Origin of the sequence: Streptomyces sp. TP-A0874, assembly GCF_001748085.1 — a bacterium.
Lineage (GTDB): Bacteria > Actinomycetota > Actinomycetes > Streptomycetales > Streptomycetaceae > Streptomyces.
The window spans coordinates 470,090-486,085 of record NZ_BBZK01000004.1 but is presented as its reverse complement, the minus strand read 5'-3'; the positions used below and the strand labels follow the sequence as shown (position 1 = coordinate 486,085).

16 protein-coding genes and 1 pseudogene are annotated in these 15,996 nt (G+C 72.0%); 10 read left to right on the top strand and 7 right to left on the bottom strand.

The genetic code is table 11. The annotated features are described in order from the left end of the window. Positions 1 to 122 precede the first annotated feature (122 nt). From BGP73_RS06220 to BGP73_RS06185, 8 genes and pseudogenes are all read left to right on the top strand, one after another. A complete protein-coding gene (locus tag BGP73_RS06220; RefSeq protein WP_079127247.1) occupies positions 123 to 1,136 on the top strand; it encodes a sugar ABC transporter substrate-binding protein in 1,014 nt (337 codons plus the stop codon). Continuing rightward, the gene (locus tag BGP73_RS06215; RefSeq protein WP_069812444.1) at positions 1,133 to 2,170 is read left to right on the top strand and encodes an ABC transporter permease; all 1,038 of its coding nucleotides are present in this window, start codon (positions 1,133 to 1,135) and stop codon (positions 2,168 to 2,170) included. The genes BGP73_RS06220 and BGP73_RS06215 overlap by 4 nt, the downstream gene beginning before the upstream one ends. Further along, positions 2,167 to 3,036 carry an ATP-binding cassette domain-containing protein gene (locus BGP73_RS06210; RefSeq protein ID WP_069812443.1) on the top strand — a complete coding sequence of 290 codons (870 nt, stop codon included), beginning with the start codon at positions 2,167 to 2,169 and terminating at the stop codon, positions 3,034 to 3,036. The genes BGP73_RS06215 and BGP73_RS06210 overlap by 4 nt, the downstream gene beginning before the upstream one ends. 125 nt (positions 3,037 to 3,161) lie before the next feature. Beyond that, entirely contained in the window at positions 3,162 to 4,304 is a 1,143-nt protein-coding gene (locus BGP73_RS06205; protein ID WP_069812442.1) for an ROK family glucokinase, read from the top strand. Then, the gene (locus BGP73_RS06200; protein WP_069812441.1) at positions 4,301 to 4,903 is read left to right on the top strand and encodes a hypothetical protein; all 603 of its coding nucleotides are present in this window, start codon (positions 4,301 to 4,303) and stop codon (positions 4,901 to 4,903) included. Before BGP73_RS06205 ends, BGP73_RS06200 begins: the two co-directional genes overlap by 4 nt. 154 nt (positions 4,904 to 5,057) lie before the next feature. Next, positions 5,058 to 5,444, top strand: a pseudogene (gene pcaC / locus BGP73_RS06195) (4-carboxymuconolactone decarboxylase); the annotation flags it as partial. Between the two features lie 59 nt (positions 5,445 to 5,503). After that, positions 5,504 to 6,148 (top strand): MBL fold metallo-hydrolase, encoded by a 645-nt coding sequence (locus BGP73_RS06190; RefSeq protein WP_069812440.1) that lies wholly within the window; start codon positions 5,504 to 5,506, stop codon positions 6,146 to 6,148. Positions 6,149 to 6,202: 54 nt separating this feature from the next. Continuing rightward, positions 6,203 to 6,982 (top strand): exodeoxyribonuclease III, encoded by a 780-nt coding sequence (locus BGP73_RS06185; RefSeq protein WP_069812439.1) that lies wholly within the window; start codon positions 6,203 to 6,205, stop codon positions 6,980 to 6,982. 75 nt (positions 6,983 to 7,057) lie between these two features. Here BGP73_RS06185 and BGP73_RS06180 read toward each other — a convergent pair whose 3' ends face one another. After that, the gene (locus BGP73_RS06180) at positions 7,058 to 8,878 is read right to left on the bottom strand and encodes an SGNH/GDSL hydrolase family protein (protein WP_069812438.1); all 1,821 of its coding nucleotides are present in this window, start codon (positions 8,876 to 8,878) and stop codon (positions 7,058 to 7,060) included. Between the two features lie 231 nt (positions 8,879 to 9,109). Here BGP73_RS06180 and BGP73_RS06175 point away from each other — a divergent pair, with 231 nt between their 5' ends. Continuing rightward, the gene (locus BGP73_RS06175; protein ID WP_069812437.1) at positions 9,110 to 9,553 is read left to right on the top strand and encodes a DUF6278 family protein; all 444 of its coding nucleotides are present in this window, start codon (positions 9,110 to 9,112) and stop codon (positions 9,551 to 9,553) included. Positions 9,554 to 9,661: 108 nt separating this feature from the next. Here the strand turns inward: BGP73_RS06175 and BGP73_RS06170 are convergent, their stop codons facing one another. The 5 genes from BGP73_RS06170 to BGP73_RS06150 form a co-directional block, all read right to left on the bottom strand. Further along, the gene (locus BGP73_RS06170; RefSeq protein ID WP_069812436.1) at positions 9,662 to 10,522 is read right to left on the bottom strand and encodes a cytochrome c biogenesis CcdA family protein; all 861 of its coding nucleotides are present in this window, start codon (positions 10,520 to 10,522) and stop codon (positions 9,662 to 9,664) included. Next, complete coding sequence (locus BGP73_RS06165) at positions 10,519 to 11,244, bottom strand: DsbA family protein (protein ID WP_069812435.1); 726 nt, start codon at positions 11,242 to 11,244, stop codon at positions 10,519 to 10,521. Before BGP73_RS06165 ends, BGP73_RS06170 begins: the two co-directional genes overlap by 4 nt. Positions 11,245 to 11,296: 52 nt before the next feature. Continuing rightward, positions 11,297 to 11,782, bottom strand: a complete 486-nt coding sequence (locus BGP73_RS06160) for a hypothetical protein (protein ID WP_069812434.1) — start codon at positions 11,780 to 11,782, stop codon at positions 11,297 to 11,299. A gap of 51 nt (positions 11,783 to 11,833) precedes the next feature. Next, a complete protein-coding gene (locus tag BGP73_RS06155) occupies positions 11,834 to 12,280 on the bottom strand; it encodes a hypothetical protein (protein WP_139134527.1) in 447 nt (148 codons plus the stop codon). A gap of 134 nt (positions 12,281 to 12,414) precedes the next feature. After that, a complete protein-coding gene (locus BGP73_RS06150; protein ID WP_069812432.1) occupies positions 12,415 to 13,143 on the bottom strand; it encodes a hypothetical protein in 729 nt (242 codons plus the stop codon). Between the two features lie 114 nt (positions 13,144 to 13,257). Between BGP73_RS06150 and ggt the strand changes: the two genes are divergently transcribed. Beyond that, a complete protein-coding gene (ggt, locus tag BGP73_RS06145) occupies positions 13,258 to 15,069 on the top strand; it encodes a gamma-glutamyltransferase (RefSeq protein WP_069812431.1) in 1,812 nt (603 codons plus the stop codon). A 95-nt stretch (positions 15,070 to 15,164) separates the two neighbouring features. On the opposite strand, the gene BGP73_RS06140 is transcribed toward ggt, so the two are convergent. Then, positions 15,165 to 15,995, bottom strand: coding sequence for an SDR family NAD(P)-dependent oxidoreductase (locus BGP73_RS06140; RefSeq protein WP_069812430.1), 831 nt, complete (start codon positions 15,993 to 15,995; stop codon positions 15,165 to 15,167). Position 15,996: the final 1 nt, after the last annotated feature.

The following is a 15,996-nucleotide window of genomic DNA, read 5'->3' as shown; positions in this document are numbered from 1 at the left end:
TGGTGCCGCACTACTCCCGACGCTGACGCACCGGCCACATCCGGTCGGTGGTGGCCGATACTTTGTTCGGCCGGATCCATGACCCGGCCGCAACGGGAAGCAGAACGAGAGAGGGACGTCACGTGGCAAGCGTTCGGATAGGAAGGCGCCTGGCGGGCGCGGTGCTGGCGACGGTGCTGGGCGCGGCCCTGGCGGGGTGCAGCAGCAGCGGCGGGAAGGAGGCCGAGGAGGGCTCCAAGAGCGGGGCGGGCGGCAAGGGCGGCGCCGTGGACACCCCGCGGTGGACCTTCGCCATGGTGACGCACTCCGGTGACGGGGACACCTTCTGGGACATCGTCCAGCGCGGTGCGGAGCAGGCCGCCGCCAAGGACAACGTCAAGTTCCTCTACGCCCACCACGCCGAGGGCCAGGAGCAGGCACAGCTCACCCAGTCCATGATCGACCAGAAGGTCGACGGCCTGATCGTCAGCCTCGCCAAACCGTCCGCGATGAAGGACGTCGTCACCAAGGCCGTCAAGGCCGGCATCCCCGTCATCACCATCAACTCCGGATCGGCGGAGTCCGAGGAGTTCGGCGCCCTCACCCACATCGGACAGGACGAGACCATCGCCGGCGAGGCCGTCGGCGAGGAACTCAACGAACGCGGACTGAAGAAGGGCGTCTGCGTCCTCCACGAGCAGGGCAACGTCGGCTTGGAACAGCGCTGCGACGGGGCCCGCAAGACCTTCGACGGCAAGCTGGAGAACCTCTACGTGCAAGGCACCAACATGCCCGCCGTGCAGTCCTCCATCGAGGCCAAGCTGCAGTCCGACAAGAGCCTGGACGCCGTCGTCACGCTCGGCGCGCCCTTCGCGGCCACCGCCGTCAAGGCTAAGGAGAGTGCCGGCAGCGACGTCGAGATCGACACCTTCGACCTCAACGCCACCGTCGCCAAGTCCCTCTCCAAGGGCGACCTCGGCTTCGCCGTCGACCAGCAGCCGTACCTCCAGGGCTACGAGGCGGTCGACCTGCTCTGGCTCCAGCTGTACAACGCCCACGCGCTCGGCGGCGGCAAGCCCGTACTGACCGGTCCGCAGGTCGTGACCAGGGAGGACGCCGGGGCCCTGGCTGAGTACGCCGATCGGGGCACCCGATGACCGCGGCCACGGCCGTCGGGGACGAACGCCTCGTCCGCACCTCGCTCGCTCGCCGGCTGCTGGGGCGGCCGGAACTGGGCGCGGTGGTCGGCGCGGCGGCGGTGTTCGTCTTCTTCTCACTCGTCGCCGACAGCTTCCTGAGCGCGCCCAGCCTCACCACCGTGCTGTACGCCTCCTCGATCTTCGGCATCATGGCGGCGCCGGTCGGACTGCTGATGATCGGCGGCGAGTTCGACCTCTCGGCCGGTGTGATGGTCACCTCCTCGGCGCTGATCTCCTCGATGTTCAGCTACCAGATGACGGCGAACGTCTGGGCCGGGGTCGCAGTCTCCCTGGTGGTGACGCTCGGCATCGGGGTGTTCAACGGAGTCCTGCTCACCCGCACCGGACTGCCGAGCTTCATCATCACGCTCGGTACCTTCCTGATGCTCACCGGGCTCAACCTCGGCTTCACCAAGCTGATCAGCGGCAAGGTGTCCACCAAGTCGATCGGCGACATGGACGGCTTCGCCTCCGCCCGCGCCCTGTTCGCCTCCCGGATTCCGCTGGGTGGGGTCAGCGTGCAGATCACCGTGGTCTGGTGGGTCCTGCTGGTGGGGGTGGCCACCTGGGTCCTGCTGCGCACCCGCGCCGGCAACTGGATCTTCGCGGTCGGCGGCGGAGCGGAGGCGGCCCGCGCGGTGGGCGTGCCCGTCAAGCGGACCAAGATCGGGCTCTACATGGCGGTGGCCTTCTCCGCCTGGCTCTCCGGACAGCACCTCCTCTTCAACTACGAGGTGGTCCAGTCCGGGGAGGGGGTGGGCAACGAACTGCTCTACATCATCGCCGCCGTGATCGGCGGTTGTCTGATGACCGGCGGCTACGGCTCGGCGATCGGCACCGCCGTGGGCGCCTTCATCTTCGGCATGACCAACAAGGGCATCGTCTACGCCCAGTGGAACCCCGACTGGTTCAAGTTCTTCCTCGGCGGGATGCTGCTGCTGGCGACGCTCCTGAACGCATGGGTACGCAAGCGGGCGGAGGCGACGAGATGAGCGCCCTCATCGAGCTGACCGGGGTCAGCAAGTACTACGGCAACATCAGGGCTCTCGAAGGGGTGGACCTGGCGGTCGACGCCGGTGCGATCACCTGTGTCCTGGGGGACAACGGCGCCGGCAAGTCCACCCTCATCAAGATCGTCGCCGGGCTCCACCAGCACGACGGCGGCACCTTCGCCCTCGAAGGCCGGGAGCGGAGGTTCGGCTCTCCCCGGGAGGCCCTCGACGCCGGCATCGCCACCGTCTACCAGGACCTCGCCGTCGTCCCGCTGATGCCGGTCTGGCGGAACTTCTTCCTCGGCTCGGAGCCGTGCAAGGGGATCGGGCCGTTCAAACGGCTCGACGTGGCCCGGATGCGGGAGACCACCCGCACCGAACTGCTGCGCATGGGGATCGACCTGCGGGACGTCGACCAGCCCATCGGCACGCTCTCCGGCGGGGAACGGCAGTGCGTGGCGATCGCCCGGGCGGTCTACTTCGGCGCCAAGGTGCTCGTCCTGGACGAACCCACCGCGGCCCTCGGGGTGAAGCAGTCCGGCGTCGTCCTGAAGTACGTCGCCGCGGCCCGCGACGCCGGCCTGGGCGTCGTCCTGATCACCCACAACCCGCACCACGCCCATCTGGTGGGCGACCGCTTCGTCCTGCTCAAACGCGGGACGATGGCCGGCAGCTACGACCGCTCCGAGATCACCCTGGACGAGCTGACCCGCCAGATGGCCGGCGGCTCGGAGCTGGAGGAACTCAGCCACGAACTGGAGCGGGCGCCGGTGCCCGAACACCTCCGTCCGCCGGGCGGCGGGACGGCCCCCGATCCGGCGCCCGCGGAGCGGGAGGAGCCGGCCGGGGAGGGCGCGGCGCAGTGAAAGTGCACCGGTGGGGCCGGTCGCGGCCGGCCCCACCGCCGTGCGTCACGGCGCCCCGGTGAGGCAGAATCGCCTGACAGCCGGAGAACCGGACCACTCACCCCCGAGACGACCATGCGAGCCCGATGAGCACCTACCGCGAGCTGACCCACCGGGGACCGGCCCGAGCCACCGTTCTACGCACCGTGGGCACGCGAGAGCGCAGATCGCACCTGAGCGCGCCCCGCGTCCCCACCGTCGGTGTCGACATCGGAGGCACCAAGGTCGCCGCCGGGGTGGTCGACGCCGACGGCCACATCCTGGAGAAGGCCCGGGCGGAGACGCCCGACAAGTCGAAGAGCCCCAAGGTCGTCGAGGACACCATCGTCGAGCTGGTGCTGGACCTCTCCGACCGGCACGATGTGCACGCGGTGGGCATCGGCGCGGCCGGCTGGGTCGACGCCGAGCGGTCCTGTGTGCTCTTCGCCCCCCACCTGTCCTGGCGCAACGAGCCGCTCCGGGACGCGCTCACCGCCCGCCTCGCCGTGCCGGTGATGGTCGACAACGACGCGAACAGCGCCGCCTGGGGGGAGTGGCGCTTCGGCGCCGGTCGTGGCGAGGACCATATCACCATGATCACTCTGGGTACCGGCATCGGCGGCGCGATCCTGGAGGAAGGCCAGGTCAAGCGTGGCCGGTACGGGGTCGCCGGCGAGTTCGGCCATATGCAGGTGGTTCCCGGTGGGCACCGCTGCCCGTGCGGGAACCGCGGCTGCTGGGAGCAGTACAGCTCCGGCAACGCGCTGGTCCGCGAGGCGCGCGAGCTCGCCGCGGCGGACTCCCCGGTCGCCCACAACATCAACGACCGGGTCGGGGGCAACATCTCCGAGATCACCGGCCCGCTCATCACCGAGCTGGCCCGTGAGGGCGACGCGATGTGCGTCGAGCTGCTCGAGGACATCGGCCAGTGGCTCGGCGTGGGCATCGCCAACCTGGCCGCCGCCCTGGACCCGTCCTGCTTCGTCATCGGCGGCGGTGTCAGCGCCGCCGACGACCTGCTGATCCGCCCGGCCCGGGAGGCGTACCGCCGGCACCTCACCGGACGGGGCTACCGGCCCGAGGCCAGGATCGTCCGGGCCCAGCTCGGCAACGACGCGGGGCTGGTCGGCGCCGCCGACCTGGCCCGGCTGGTCGCCCGCCGCTTCCGGCGGGCCAACCGCCGCCGGGTCGAGCGTTACGCACGGTACGAGCGCTACGCACAGGCGGTGCGTGGAGGGCGGGGCGCATGACCACCGGAGAACAGCGGCCGCAGGAGCGCCCGCCGGGCCCCAGCGTCCGCCGGCGCTGGTTCACCCTGCTGATCGTCGTCCTGCTCATCGGCATCCCGGCGGGGTACATCGTGCTCTCCGGCGCCCAGAGCCGGCAGAGCGGCCGGGAGAAGCAGGCCAGGGCGGCCGCCACGGGTCTCACCGACGGCTGGCCCTCGCAGGTCGCCCGGCGGATCTACGACGTGCCCATCGAGCACTACTCCGCCGACGTGGCCTTCTATGAGACGAACAGTTGGAAGACGAGCAAGATGTACGTCCAGTTCGTCACCTCGGAGGACGGCCTGAACCGCTTCCTGCGCAACATCGGGACCGACCGCGAGGCGCTCACCGAGGGGAAGGTCACGATCAGCGAGCAGGAGGCCGCGACCGTCGACTGGGGCTTGGGCCCCGGTCGGCCGTCCGCCTCCAGCCGGGCGGCCTCCCCGGCCCCCACCACCGCCGCCGACTGGGCGGGGACCACCGTCACCCAGCCCAGACCCGAACCGGAACTGGATGTGACCGTGGACCTCAGCAACCGGGCCCATCCGATGATCTACGTGGTCTCCACCATCGTCCCCTGATCGGCCGCTCCGGCCGATCACCCAGCCGCAGGCACCGGACACCGGGTGCCGGAACCGCTATGGAGTGAGAACGCTGTCCATGTCCTCTTCCCCCTCGTCGTCCTCCGCCCCGGAACCCGGCGCCGCCCCGACCGGCCCCGGGCAGCGGCCCGCCGACCGGCCGGACCCGTACGGCCCCGGCATGGAGGTGCGCCGCGCGGTCCTGGGCGACGACCACGTGGACCGGGCCTCCGCCTCGATCGACGACTTCACCGCCGAATTCCAGGAGTTCATCACCCGATACGCCTGGGGTGAGGTGTGGACCCGGCCGGCCATCGACCGCCGCACCCGCAGCGTCGTCACGCTCACCGCACTGGTCGGCGGCGGGCACCTGGACGAACTCGCCTTCCACACCCGGGCCGCGCTGCGCAATGGTCTGACCCCGGTCGAGATCAAGGAGGTCCTGCTGCAGACGGCGATCTACTGCGGGGTGCCGGCCGCGAACTCCGCCTTCAAGGTGGCGCAGCAGGTGATTCGGGAGGAGACCGGGCCGCAGGAGTAGCAGGATGGTCCCCGGAGGCACACCGACCGCGGGACCCCCCCGCACTGGAGGACCGAGCAGTGCAGTTGATCAAAAAGGGCCATGCCTGCATCCGGCTCGAGAAGGACGACCGGACGCTGGTGATCGATCCGGGCGGGTTCAGCGAGGCCGACGCGGCGGTCGGGGCGGACGCGGTGCTCGTCACCCACGAGCACCCCGACCACTTCGACGAGCCCCGCCTCCGGGCCGCCATGGAGGCGAGCCCGGAGGCCAGGATCTGGGCGCCGCGAAGCGTCGCCGGCCAACTCTCGGCCGCCTTTCCGGGCCGGGTGGAGGCGGTGGGCCACGGCGACACCTTCACCGCCGCCGGTTTCGAGGTGGAGGTGCACGGCGAACTGCACGCCGTGATCCACCCGGACATCCCACGGATCACCAACGTCGGCTACCTGCTCGACGGTGCCGTCTTCCACCCCGGGGACGCCTTCACCGTGCCCGGTCGCCCGGTCGAGACGCTGATGCTGCCGGTGCACGCGCCCTGGAGCAAGGTGTCGGAGGTCATCGACTACCTGCGGGAGGTCGCGCCCACCCGCGCCATCGACGTCCACGACGCGCTGCTCTCGGAGACCGGCCGCCCGGTCTACGACCGGCTCCTCGGTCCGCAGGGACCCGGGGTGGCGGGTGCCGAGCACGGCAGGATGGCGGTGGGGGAGTCGACCCTGTTGTGACCGCCCGGACGGCCCTGACCGGGGCTGTCCGAGCGGCCGGGTAGATTCGGCTTCATGCGCATCGCCACCTGGAACGTCAACTCGATCACCGCCCGGCTGCCCCGGCTGCTCGCCTGGCTGGAGAGCAGCGGCACCGACGTGGTCTGTATACAGGAGACCAAGTGCGGGGAGGCCCAGTTCCCCTTCGAACCGCTGCGGGAACTCGGCTACGAGGCGGCGGTCAACGCCTCGGGGCGGTGGAACGGCGTCGCCGTGGTCTCCCGGGTCGGGCTGGCCGACCTCACCGTGGGCCTGCCCGGGGCCCCCGAGTACGAGGGGGTGGTCGAGCCCCGCGCCATAGCGGCCACCTGCGGGCCGGTCCGTCTCTGGTCGGTCTACGTGCCCAACGGCCGGGAGGTCGGCCACGCCCACTACGGCTACAAGCTGCGCTGGCTGGAGGCGCTGCGCGAGGCCGCGGCCGGAGACGCCGCGGGCCCCCGGCCGTTCGCCGTCCTCGGCGACTTCAACGTCGCCCCCACCGACGCGGACGTCTACGACCCGGCGGTCTTCACCGAGTCCACCCATGTGACCGGCGCCGAGCGGGAGGCGCTGGCGGCGCTCCGGCACACCGGGCTCTCCGACGTCGTGCCCCGCCCGCTGAAGTACGACCACCCCTACACCTACTGGGACTACCGGCAGCTCTGCTTCCCGAAGAACCGCGGTATGCGCATCGACCTCGTCTACGGCAACGCCCCCTTCGCCGCAGCCGTCCGGGACTCCTACGTCGACCGGGAGGAGCGGAAGGGCAAAGGCGCCTCCGACCACGCCCCGGTCGTGGTGGACCTGGACCTCTGACCTGACCTGGACCTCTGACCGGCGCCGCGGTACGGGCGGCCGGGCGCGGGAGTCCCCGGCACCCGGCCGTACGGTTCACCGGCGCGGCACCAGGAGGCGCAGATCGATCGATTCGGCGAGCGCCCGGAGACCCTCGTCGCCCGGATGGAGATGGTCGCCGCTGTCGTAGCGCGGCAGCATCCGCGTCGGCCGGTCGGGGTCCCGGAGGACGGCGTCGAAGTCCACCACCGCGTCGAAGACGCCGCCCTCGCCGGCGTGCTGCCGGAGGAAGGCGTTGACGGCGGCGCGTCCGGCGTCCACCTCGGCGGTGCAGTCCGCGTACCCCTCGCAGGGGACGATCGTGGCGGCCACCACCCGCAGCCCCCGGGCGTGTGACCGGTCCGCGATCGACCGCAGCCCGGCGGTGACCGATTCGGCCGAGGTACCCCAGCGCAGGTCGTTGATCCCCTGGAAGACCACGACCGTGCGGACCCCGGTCTGCGCCAACACATCCCGCTCCAGCCGGTGCTGAGCGCTCACCCCGCCGGTGTCACCGCTCACCCCGTCCCCGGGGTAGCGGTCGGCCACCACCTGGTTGGCGGAGATCCCCTGGTTCAGCACCCCGTAGCGGGGCACCTCCCGCTGCTGTTGGAGCCGCCGGGCCAGGACGTTCGGCCAGCGCCGGTTCCCGTCCACCGTCGACCCGTTCCCGTCGGTGATCGAATCTCCGAGCGCCACCACCGAGCCCGGCCCGCCACCGACATCGACACCGGTGAGGAGCGGATAGACCGTCAGGCTCTCCTCGAAGGCCGCCCCGTCACGGTCCGCGGTGCGGTCTCCGCTGCCCGCCGGGCTCAGGAAGGAGCGCTGCTGCGCCTGGCTGTGCACCGGGGCCGCCCGCACCGGGCCGGGCAGGTGGATGCTGACCAGGAGGTTCGTGTCCGCGGGAACCGGGAACTCCAGCGGGTCGCTGAACACCTGGCCGCCCGCCGGGAGCACCACCCCGGCCCGGCCGCCGAAGGTCAGCCCCGCCGGTTCGGCGGCGGCCGAAGCGCCGCCGCCCTGCACCGCCACCGAAGCGCCGCCGATCTCCACCGGTTCGGCGGCGAAGGTGTTGTCCAACCGGATCCGCACCCGCGGGCCCCCGCCGCTGGTGTGCACCACCAGCCGCGCCGTCTGGTCGGTCCAGGGGCCGACGGCCGGGTAACCGGACGTACTCGCCGACCAACTGCCGGTCCAGCCGGTGGCCGGCTCCCGCACCGCGACGGCGAAGACGTGCAGATCGGTCCACGGACCCGGATCCCTGGGGAGGACCACCGAGTCCACCACCCGGCCCGGATCGGCGGGCACGCTGACCACGTACAGCATCGCCCGTTCGGTCAACTGGCCGTCGGGGGTGTTGATGTGCGGCAGCCCCACGGCCTTGGTGGCCAGAGGACCGGTGCGCCAGTCGGGGGCGGTGAGCGTATAGGAGCTGTGGGACCCGTCCCGGTAGCGGATGAGCCCGCTTCCGGTCGCCGGTGCGGCATCCGGGGCGGCACCGCCGGCGGTGGTGCCGGCGACGAGGAAGGAGACCGCCTCGGCTCTGCCCCGCAGCCGCACCGCCTGACCGTCAGCACGTACGTTGTCCGGTTCTCCGGCGGCCCGGCGCGGCCACTCCAACCGTGCCCGGTCGATGGTGATCCGCTGGCCGGGGCCCCAGCCGGCCGCCGCCAGGTCCCGTGCGGAGAGCGAGCCGCCCGAGCCGTCGAAGTCGCCCTCGGCCGGTCGGGAGTCGGAGCTGACGGCCCTGTTGTCGAAGAGTTGGTGGAGGGGGGCGGGGGCGGGCGCCTCCGGCGGGGCCGCGGCGGCCACCGGGGGAGACGCCCCGGCGGTCAGCGCGAGGGCGACGGCGGACACCCAGAGTCTGATCTGCATGGCTGGTCCTTCCCAGCGGGCGAACCCGCTTCCCGGCGGACTGCGGGGTGTTGCCACGAGCACATTGACTCTCCCCGGGCTGAGGCCGCGGCATCCTCCGGTGGACCGGCCGATGAAGGCGCGGAGTACGGGAGAAGACGGTCCGAGGGGCGCTCCGCAACGGCCGGCCGGCGGCCGGTGCCTCCGCGCGCCTGTAGTGCTTCGACACGCCGGGGTGGGAACCTTAGTGGTATGAACATCCCCTTCCTGGACAACTGGCGCAAGCGTCATGGCGCTGCCACCGCTGGAGCGGAAGGCGACTCCCCAGCCGTGGCGGACCTCTCCGGGATGGCCTCGCTCCTGGCCGAGTGCGAGATGCTCCGCGCCCAGGCGGCGGCTGCCGGTATCGAACTCGACGACAGCCCTGGGTCGTTGGTGGCCCTGGACCAGATGCTCCCGCGCTGGCGGGACGATCCCGAGGAGTTACCTTGGCTGGGCAACGACGCCGGGTTCTACCTGGGCACGGTCATCGTCCAGACCGTGGGCGGTGCGAGTTGGCGACTGCGTGACCACGGGGCCCCGGTCGTGCACCTGGTCTGCGGACGCGAACTCGAGGTGGTGGAGGTCGGCCTCGGCTGGGCGACCAGCGGCGCGCCCCAACTCTCCCAGGTATACGCGGGCGTTCGGGAGGGCTGAGCCCGGAGCGGCTGCTCAGGCCCGTGACACCGCCCACGAGCCCGCCCGAGTGGCAACTCGGCGCCGTCCCGGGAGGTCTGGGACGGCCCTCGACCGGACACGGGCTGATCAGTGTTCGTTCTCCTCCGCAGGCGGTCCGTTGTCGCCGTGCCGAAGATTCCGCAGCAGCACCACCAGGGCGCCCGCTGCGACCAGCAGGGCGGCGGTGAGCAGGAGCATCCGGTCGGGAATCGCCGCGGCCGTCCGGGACAGCCACTGCTCGACCGCGAACTCGGAGTCCGCGCTCAGGGGGGACGGGATCGCCGACGCGCCGTCGAAGAGCAGGAACAGCGCGCCCAGAGCGATGAAGAGCAGGCCGCCGAACAGGGACGTGCTGTGGAAGGAGACGCGCCCCAGGGTGAGCTGACGGCCCCGCAGCCAACCGCGCCGTCCCAGGTCGAGGCGGTCCCAGAGCAGTGCCAGGAGGAAGAGGGGGAGGGCCATGCCCAGCGCGTAGACGGCCAGCAGGCTTCCGCCGTACCAGGGGCTGCCGCCGCCCAGGGCGGCGACGGTGAGGATGCCGCCGAGGATCGGTCCGGCGCAGAAGCCGGCGAGTCCGTAGACCGCTCCGAGGGCCAGCACGGAGGCGACCGAGCCCGGCCGCGGCCGGGCGGCGGCCTGCTGGAGTCGGCGGGAACCGAACCCGAGACCGAGGATCTGCGCCAGCCCGAGCACGATCATCGTCCAGCCCCCCAGCCCGACCAGAAGCTCCCGGTGACCGTTGAAGAACCGGCTGGCGACGGAGCCGGCCGCGCCCAGCGGTACCAGGGTGGCGCACAGGCCGACGTAGAACAGCCCGGTGTGCCTGAGCAGCCGGGTGGGGGTGGTGAAGGTGTAGGCGAAGAAGGCGGGCAGCAGCAGCGCGCTGCACGGGCTGAGCAGTGTGAGCAACCCGCCGAGGAGGGCCAGGAGGTAGCCGACGTCGTTCATCGGTGGGCCTTCTCAACGGCGTCCCTGAAGGTCTTGGTGGGCTGTGCGCCCAGGATCGGGGTGTCACCCACCAGGAACGCCGGGGTACTGGGGACGCCGAGGCCGTAGCCCTCCTCCTGGTCCCGGTCGACGGCCTGGTGCGCCTTATCACCGGCCATGTCCTCGCGGAAGCGCTTCAGATCGGGCACCTCCGCCTGCCGGGCGAACTCCACCAGGCGTTCTTCACTGAAGGCGCCGGAGTTCCGCTTACGGGGCTCGGCGGCGTAGAGGAGGTCGTGGAACTCCCAGAACCTCTTCTGCTGGCCCGCGGCCCACGCCGCGCGGGCGGCCTGCTCGGACTCGGCGCCGAAGATGGGGAAGTTCCGCCACTCGATCCGCAGTTTGCCCTGCTCGACGTAGTCGCGGACCAGTTCCGGCTGGGTCTTCTGAGCGAACTGACCGCAGAACGGGCACTGGAAGTCGGCGTACTCGATCAGTACCACCGGAGCGTCGGCGCGGCCGATGGCGAACGGGTCGTTCGCCTCCCGCCGGGCCAGATCGGCGTAGTCGCCCTCCGGATCCGGGGAACCGTCGGTCGAAGTGGAACGGGGGGTCGAGGATGCCTTCTCCTCCTGGTCGCCGCCGCCGGTCAGGGCCAGTACGGCCGCCAGTACGGCCGCGGCCAGGACGGCTGCGGCGAGGATGATCCGCCGACGGCGGACAGATGCGGAAATGACGGGCACGGCTGTCTCCTGCGAGGTGTGGAAAGAGTGTGGTGAGAGGTCCGACCGGCGGTCAGACGGACGCCGGCGCGGGGCAGACCTCGGCGGTGGCGAGCCTGCGGAGCGCGGCCTCGGCGAGCAGCGCCACCGCGGCCACCGCTACGAGCGGTTGCAGGGGGGCCCAGTAGCTGAGTGCGCCCGAGGTGCCGAGGAACAGCAGGACCAGCTTGTTGCACACCGGGCAGCCCACGGCGAAGAAGGAGAGGACGCCGCCGATCGGCCCGAGCCGACCGGGGGCGGGCGGCGCCACCGGGTCGCCGGGGAGTCGCAGGTAGCTGGCGACGACGAGCCCGGAGAGCACGGCGGTCACCGCCAGCGTGGGGTAGTTCCACCACTGCACGGGGACCGAGCGGGAGAACAGCGGATTGGGGACCACCGCGGTCGGCACACCGACCAGCAGCGCGGTGGCGGAGGCCGTCAGCGCGGTGAACGCCCAGCGGCGTCGAGGCCAGGCGGCCAAGGTGCGGGCGGCCTGCCGGGGTGAGCGGGAAGAGGACATGGGAAGGACTCCGTTCTGCGGAACTGTCGGGGCCTGGCTGCCGGCCAGGTCCTAGACACGCAGTACGGAGAGGCTTTCGAGGGTGGGCGCGGCAGGCGGTGCCGGTCCACCGCGACCGGGCGCCGCGGCGGGCCGCTCCGCCGCGGGACTGCCGACGGCGACGGCGGCGGCGGGGGAGGGGCCGACCGGTTCGGGGCGGTGATCGAGCGAACGCGTGGCCCCGGCGCCGCTGAACTTCTTGCCGGAGCAGCGGGGCGCGGTGAGCCTCTCGCCGTCGCCCGCCGGGTCTTCGTCGCCCGAGGGGCCGACGGTGTCGGCCACCGGCCGGCTGGAGGACGGGACCGATCCCTGAGCCACCTCGGCGCTCCGCGGCGGCGGAGCGGCGGAAGCGGCCGCCGGAGCGTCGGCAACGAGGCAGTTCACCCCGGCCAGCGGAAGCAGCACCGCCAGAAGCAGGAAGAGGGCGGCGTTCGCGGTACGCGAAGAGCTGACGGTCACCAACGCCCAGACCTCCCTCGCGCTCAGCGCAGACGCACCTGCTGCACTCTCACCCTAACCGCTCGCTCCACAGCGCCGTGGCCGACCGGCCCGGGCAGCCGCGACAGCGGGATGGCCTGGCCCCGCCGCCGGGGTCACCCCGCCGTCGCGGGTGCGGGGCTCGTGGCCGCGCGGGTGATGTCCGTGACGAGTTCGGCGACGTCCGGACCGTAGGAGTCGGAGTTGATGACCTTCAGCAGGAGGCAGAAGCTCCCCTCGCCGTACTTGCGGTAGAGCCGGGGATGGTTCCGTGTCAGGTAGCGCACGGCGGCCTGGTTGGCGATCGCGTTCTGGCCACTGGCGAGGAAGACGGGACGGGCCTCCTGACCCGCGGTGAGCCGGGCGACGATGACGTATTCGGTCTTGCCCGGTTCCGACCGGTAGGTCTCACCACCGACCTCGAACGCCCCTTGGTCCGGGCCGCGCTCCTGGTCGGTGTTGACCCTGATGCCCGGGAGCAGCGCCTCCAGATGGGCCGCCATCCGCTGGTTCGACACCGGGCCGCCTATGCAGAACTCGGTCCGGTCGCCGAAACCCTGCTGCGCCGCGTCGTGGAGCACGATCCGCGCCTTGGCCTCGCAGTCCTTGATCAGGGCGGAGAGCTCCAGCAAGGCGAACACGTCACGGCGCGCCACCGACCAGTAGGTGGTCCCGGCCGCCTGGTTGATCACCAGCATGCACTCGGAGTTGGCCGGGAGTCCGAAGAAGCGTTGCTTTCGGCGGAGCGTGCGGCGCCAGAGGTACGTACGGGCGAACCAACCGACGGCCGCGCTGATACCGGCCGCGATCACACCGAGGACGAGGTTGCGCAGATCGTCGTTCATGGGCCCGGATGCTATCGGCGCGGCCACTTGCGGACGAGATGACGAACGCCGGTTACGACGGCTCCGCGCCGCCGTTAGGCTGCGCTTCCACTGATCCCCCCACAGGAGGTACGCATGCACCGCCCTGTCCTACGAAACGCGCCACTGCTGGCCGCCGGCGCGGCCGTGCTGGCGGTGACCGCCGCGGCGGCGCCGGCGGCCGACTCCGTCCCGCACGCCCGGCAGGCCAAGTCGCCGGTGGCGGTCGGCTACGGCGGCGCGGTCGCCAGCGTGGACGCGGACGCCTCGGCCGCCGGCATCGAGATCCTCCGGCGCGGTGGAAACGCGGTGGACGCCGCGGTGGCGACGGCCGCCGCTCTCGGGGTCACCGAGCCGTACTCGGCGGGCATCGGCGGTGGCGGCTACTTCGTCTACTACGACGCCAAGAGCGGCAAGGTGCACACCGTCGACGGACGGGAGACCGCACCGGGCAGCGCGGACGAGACGCTCTTCCTGGAGGACGGCGAGCCGATCGCCTTCGATGAGGCGGTCACCAGCGGGCTCTCGGTGGGGACTCCGGGAACGGCCGCCACCTGGGACGCCGCGCTCGACGCCTGGGGAAGCAAGTCCCTGGCGCAGAACCTGAAGCCCGCCGAGCGGCTGGCACGGGACGGTTTCACGGTCGACGAGACCTTCCGGCAGCAGACGGCCGACAACGAGGAGCGCTTCCGGAACTTCCCCGCCACCGTCGACCTCTTCCTCCCGGGCGGGGAACTGCCCGTGGTCGGCTCCACCTTCAAGAACCCCGACCTGGCCCGCACCTACGCCGAACTCGGCAAGAAGGGCACCGGCCTGTTCTACCGCGGCGCACTCGGCCGCGAAGTGGTCGACACCGTGCGGCAGCCGCCGGTCGGCCCGGACCAGGAGCACCAGGTGCGGCCGGGTGACATGACCACCGGCGACCTGCGCGGCTACCGGACCAAGCGGCAGGCTCCGAGCCACACCGACTACCGCGGCCTGGACGTCTACGGCATGGCCCCGTCGTCCTCCGGCGGCACCACGGTGGCGGAGATCCTCAACATCCTCGAACGCTCCGATGTGTCGTCGCTGAGCGAGGAGCAGTACCTGCACCGGTTCGTCGAGGCGAGCCGGATCAGCTTCGCCGACCGGGGCCGCTGGGTCGGCGACCCGGCCTTCGAGGACGTGCCGACCAAGGCACTCACCTCGCAGCGGTTCGCTGACGCCCGGGGCTGCCTCATCAAGGAGGACGCGGTGCTGGAGAGCCCGGTGGCGCCGGGCGACCCGCACCGGCCGCGGGCCTGCGGGACCGGTGGCCCGGCGGTGGCGACCACCTACGAGGGCCGGGACACCACCCACCTCACCACCGCCGACAAGTGGGGGAACGTCGTCGCCTACACCCTCACCATCGAGCAGACCGGCGGCAGCGGCATCACGGTCCCGGGCCGGGGCTTCCTGCTCAACAACGAGCTGACCGACTTCTCCTTCACCCCGGTCGACCCGGAGGCCCCGGACCCGAACCTGCCGGGCCCGGGCAAGCGGCCCCGCTCCTCGATGTCGCCGACGATCGTCCTCCGGGACGGAGAGCCGCTGCTGGCCGTGGGCTCACCGGGCGGGGCGACGATCATCACCACCGTCGCGCAGACCCTCACCAACCACCTGGACCGCGGTATGCCGCTGGTGGACGCGATCGCGGCGCCGCGCGCCAGCCAGCGGAACGCGGCCAAGACCGACATCGAGCCCGGACTGTGGAATTCCCCGGTCCGGGAAGGCCTGGAGGGCTTGGGCCACGAGTTCGGGCAGTCCTCGGAGATCGGTGCCGCCACGGGAGTGCAGCGGATGCCGGACGGACGCTGGCTCGCCGCGGCGGAGACCGAGCGCCGGGGCGGTGGATCGGCGATGGTCGTGCGCCCGCACGGTCGCCCCTGACCGCTGAGTGAGCAGGCGAGGGCCGCTCCCGGGAAGACTCCCCGGGAGCGGCCCTCGCCTGCTTCCCGTCCGCGGGGGCCAAGGCCGGACGGCCGTCACCGATCCCCGGCGTCCGGAGCGGGCAGCGCGTCGCTGAGCACCTGGGTCAGGGCTGAGGCACCGCCGTCGACGACGTGCGTGCCGCCGGTCATCCAGGAGGACGCGTCCGAAGCCAGCAGCAGGGCGAGCCCGGTGACGTCCGCCGGTCGGCCCCAACGCCGCATCGGGACGGAGTCCTCCCAGGCGGCCACGCTGGCCGCGGGCCGGGGTCCGGTGCCGCCGATGTTGGTGACCACCGGCCCGGGCGCCAGCGCGTTGACGCGGACACCGAACCGGGCGAGCTCCAGAGCAGCCTGGCGGACCAGGCCGACGACCGCGGCCTTCGAGACGACGTACGGATAGCTGACCCGGGGCTCCGCCCGCAGGCCGGCCGTGGAGGCGGTGGCGACGATGCTGCCCGACCGCTGCTCCTTCATGACCCGCGCGCACTGCTGCAGACAGTGGAAGAGCCCGTCGAGGTTGACGTCCATGACCCGGCGCCACGAGGAGAACGGAAGTTCGTCGATCGCGCCGCCGGGCTGGAGCGGTGCGGGAACACCGTTGAGGCCCGCGTTGAGGAACGCGACGTCGAGCCGGCCCGAGGCCGCGACCACGCCCTCCACCAGACCGCGGACCGCCTCCGGGTCGGTCACGTCGCACCGGTGCGGGACGGCCGTCCCGGAACCGGCCCCGGCCAGCTGCTCGGCCGCGGTGTGGACCGCTTCCGAGGCGTCCGCGAGATGGACGACAGCGCCCTCCCGCACGCAGGCACGGGCGATCTCGTTGCCGATCCCACTCGCAGCCCCGGTCACCAGGACCACCCGTCCGTCGATGCGCAGCGTCTCCACG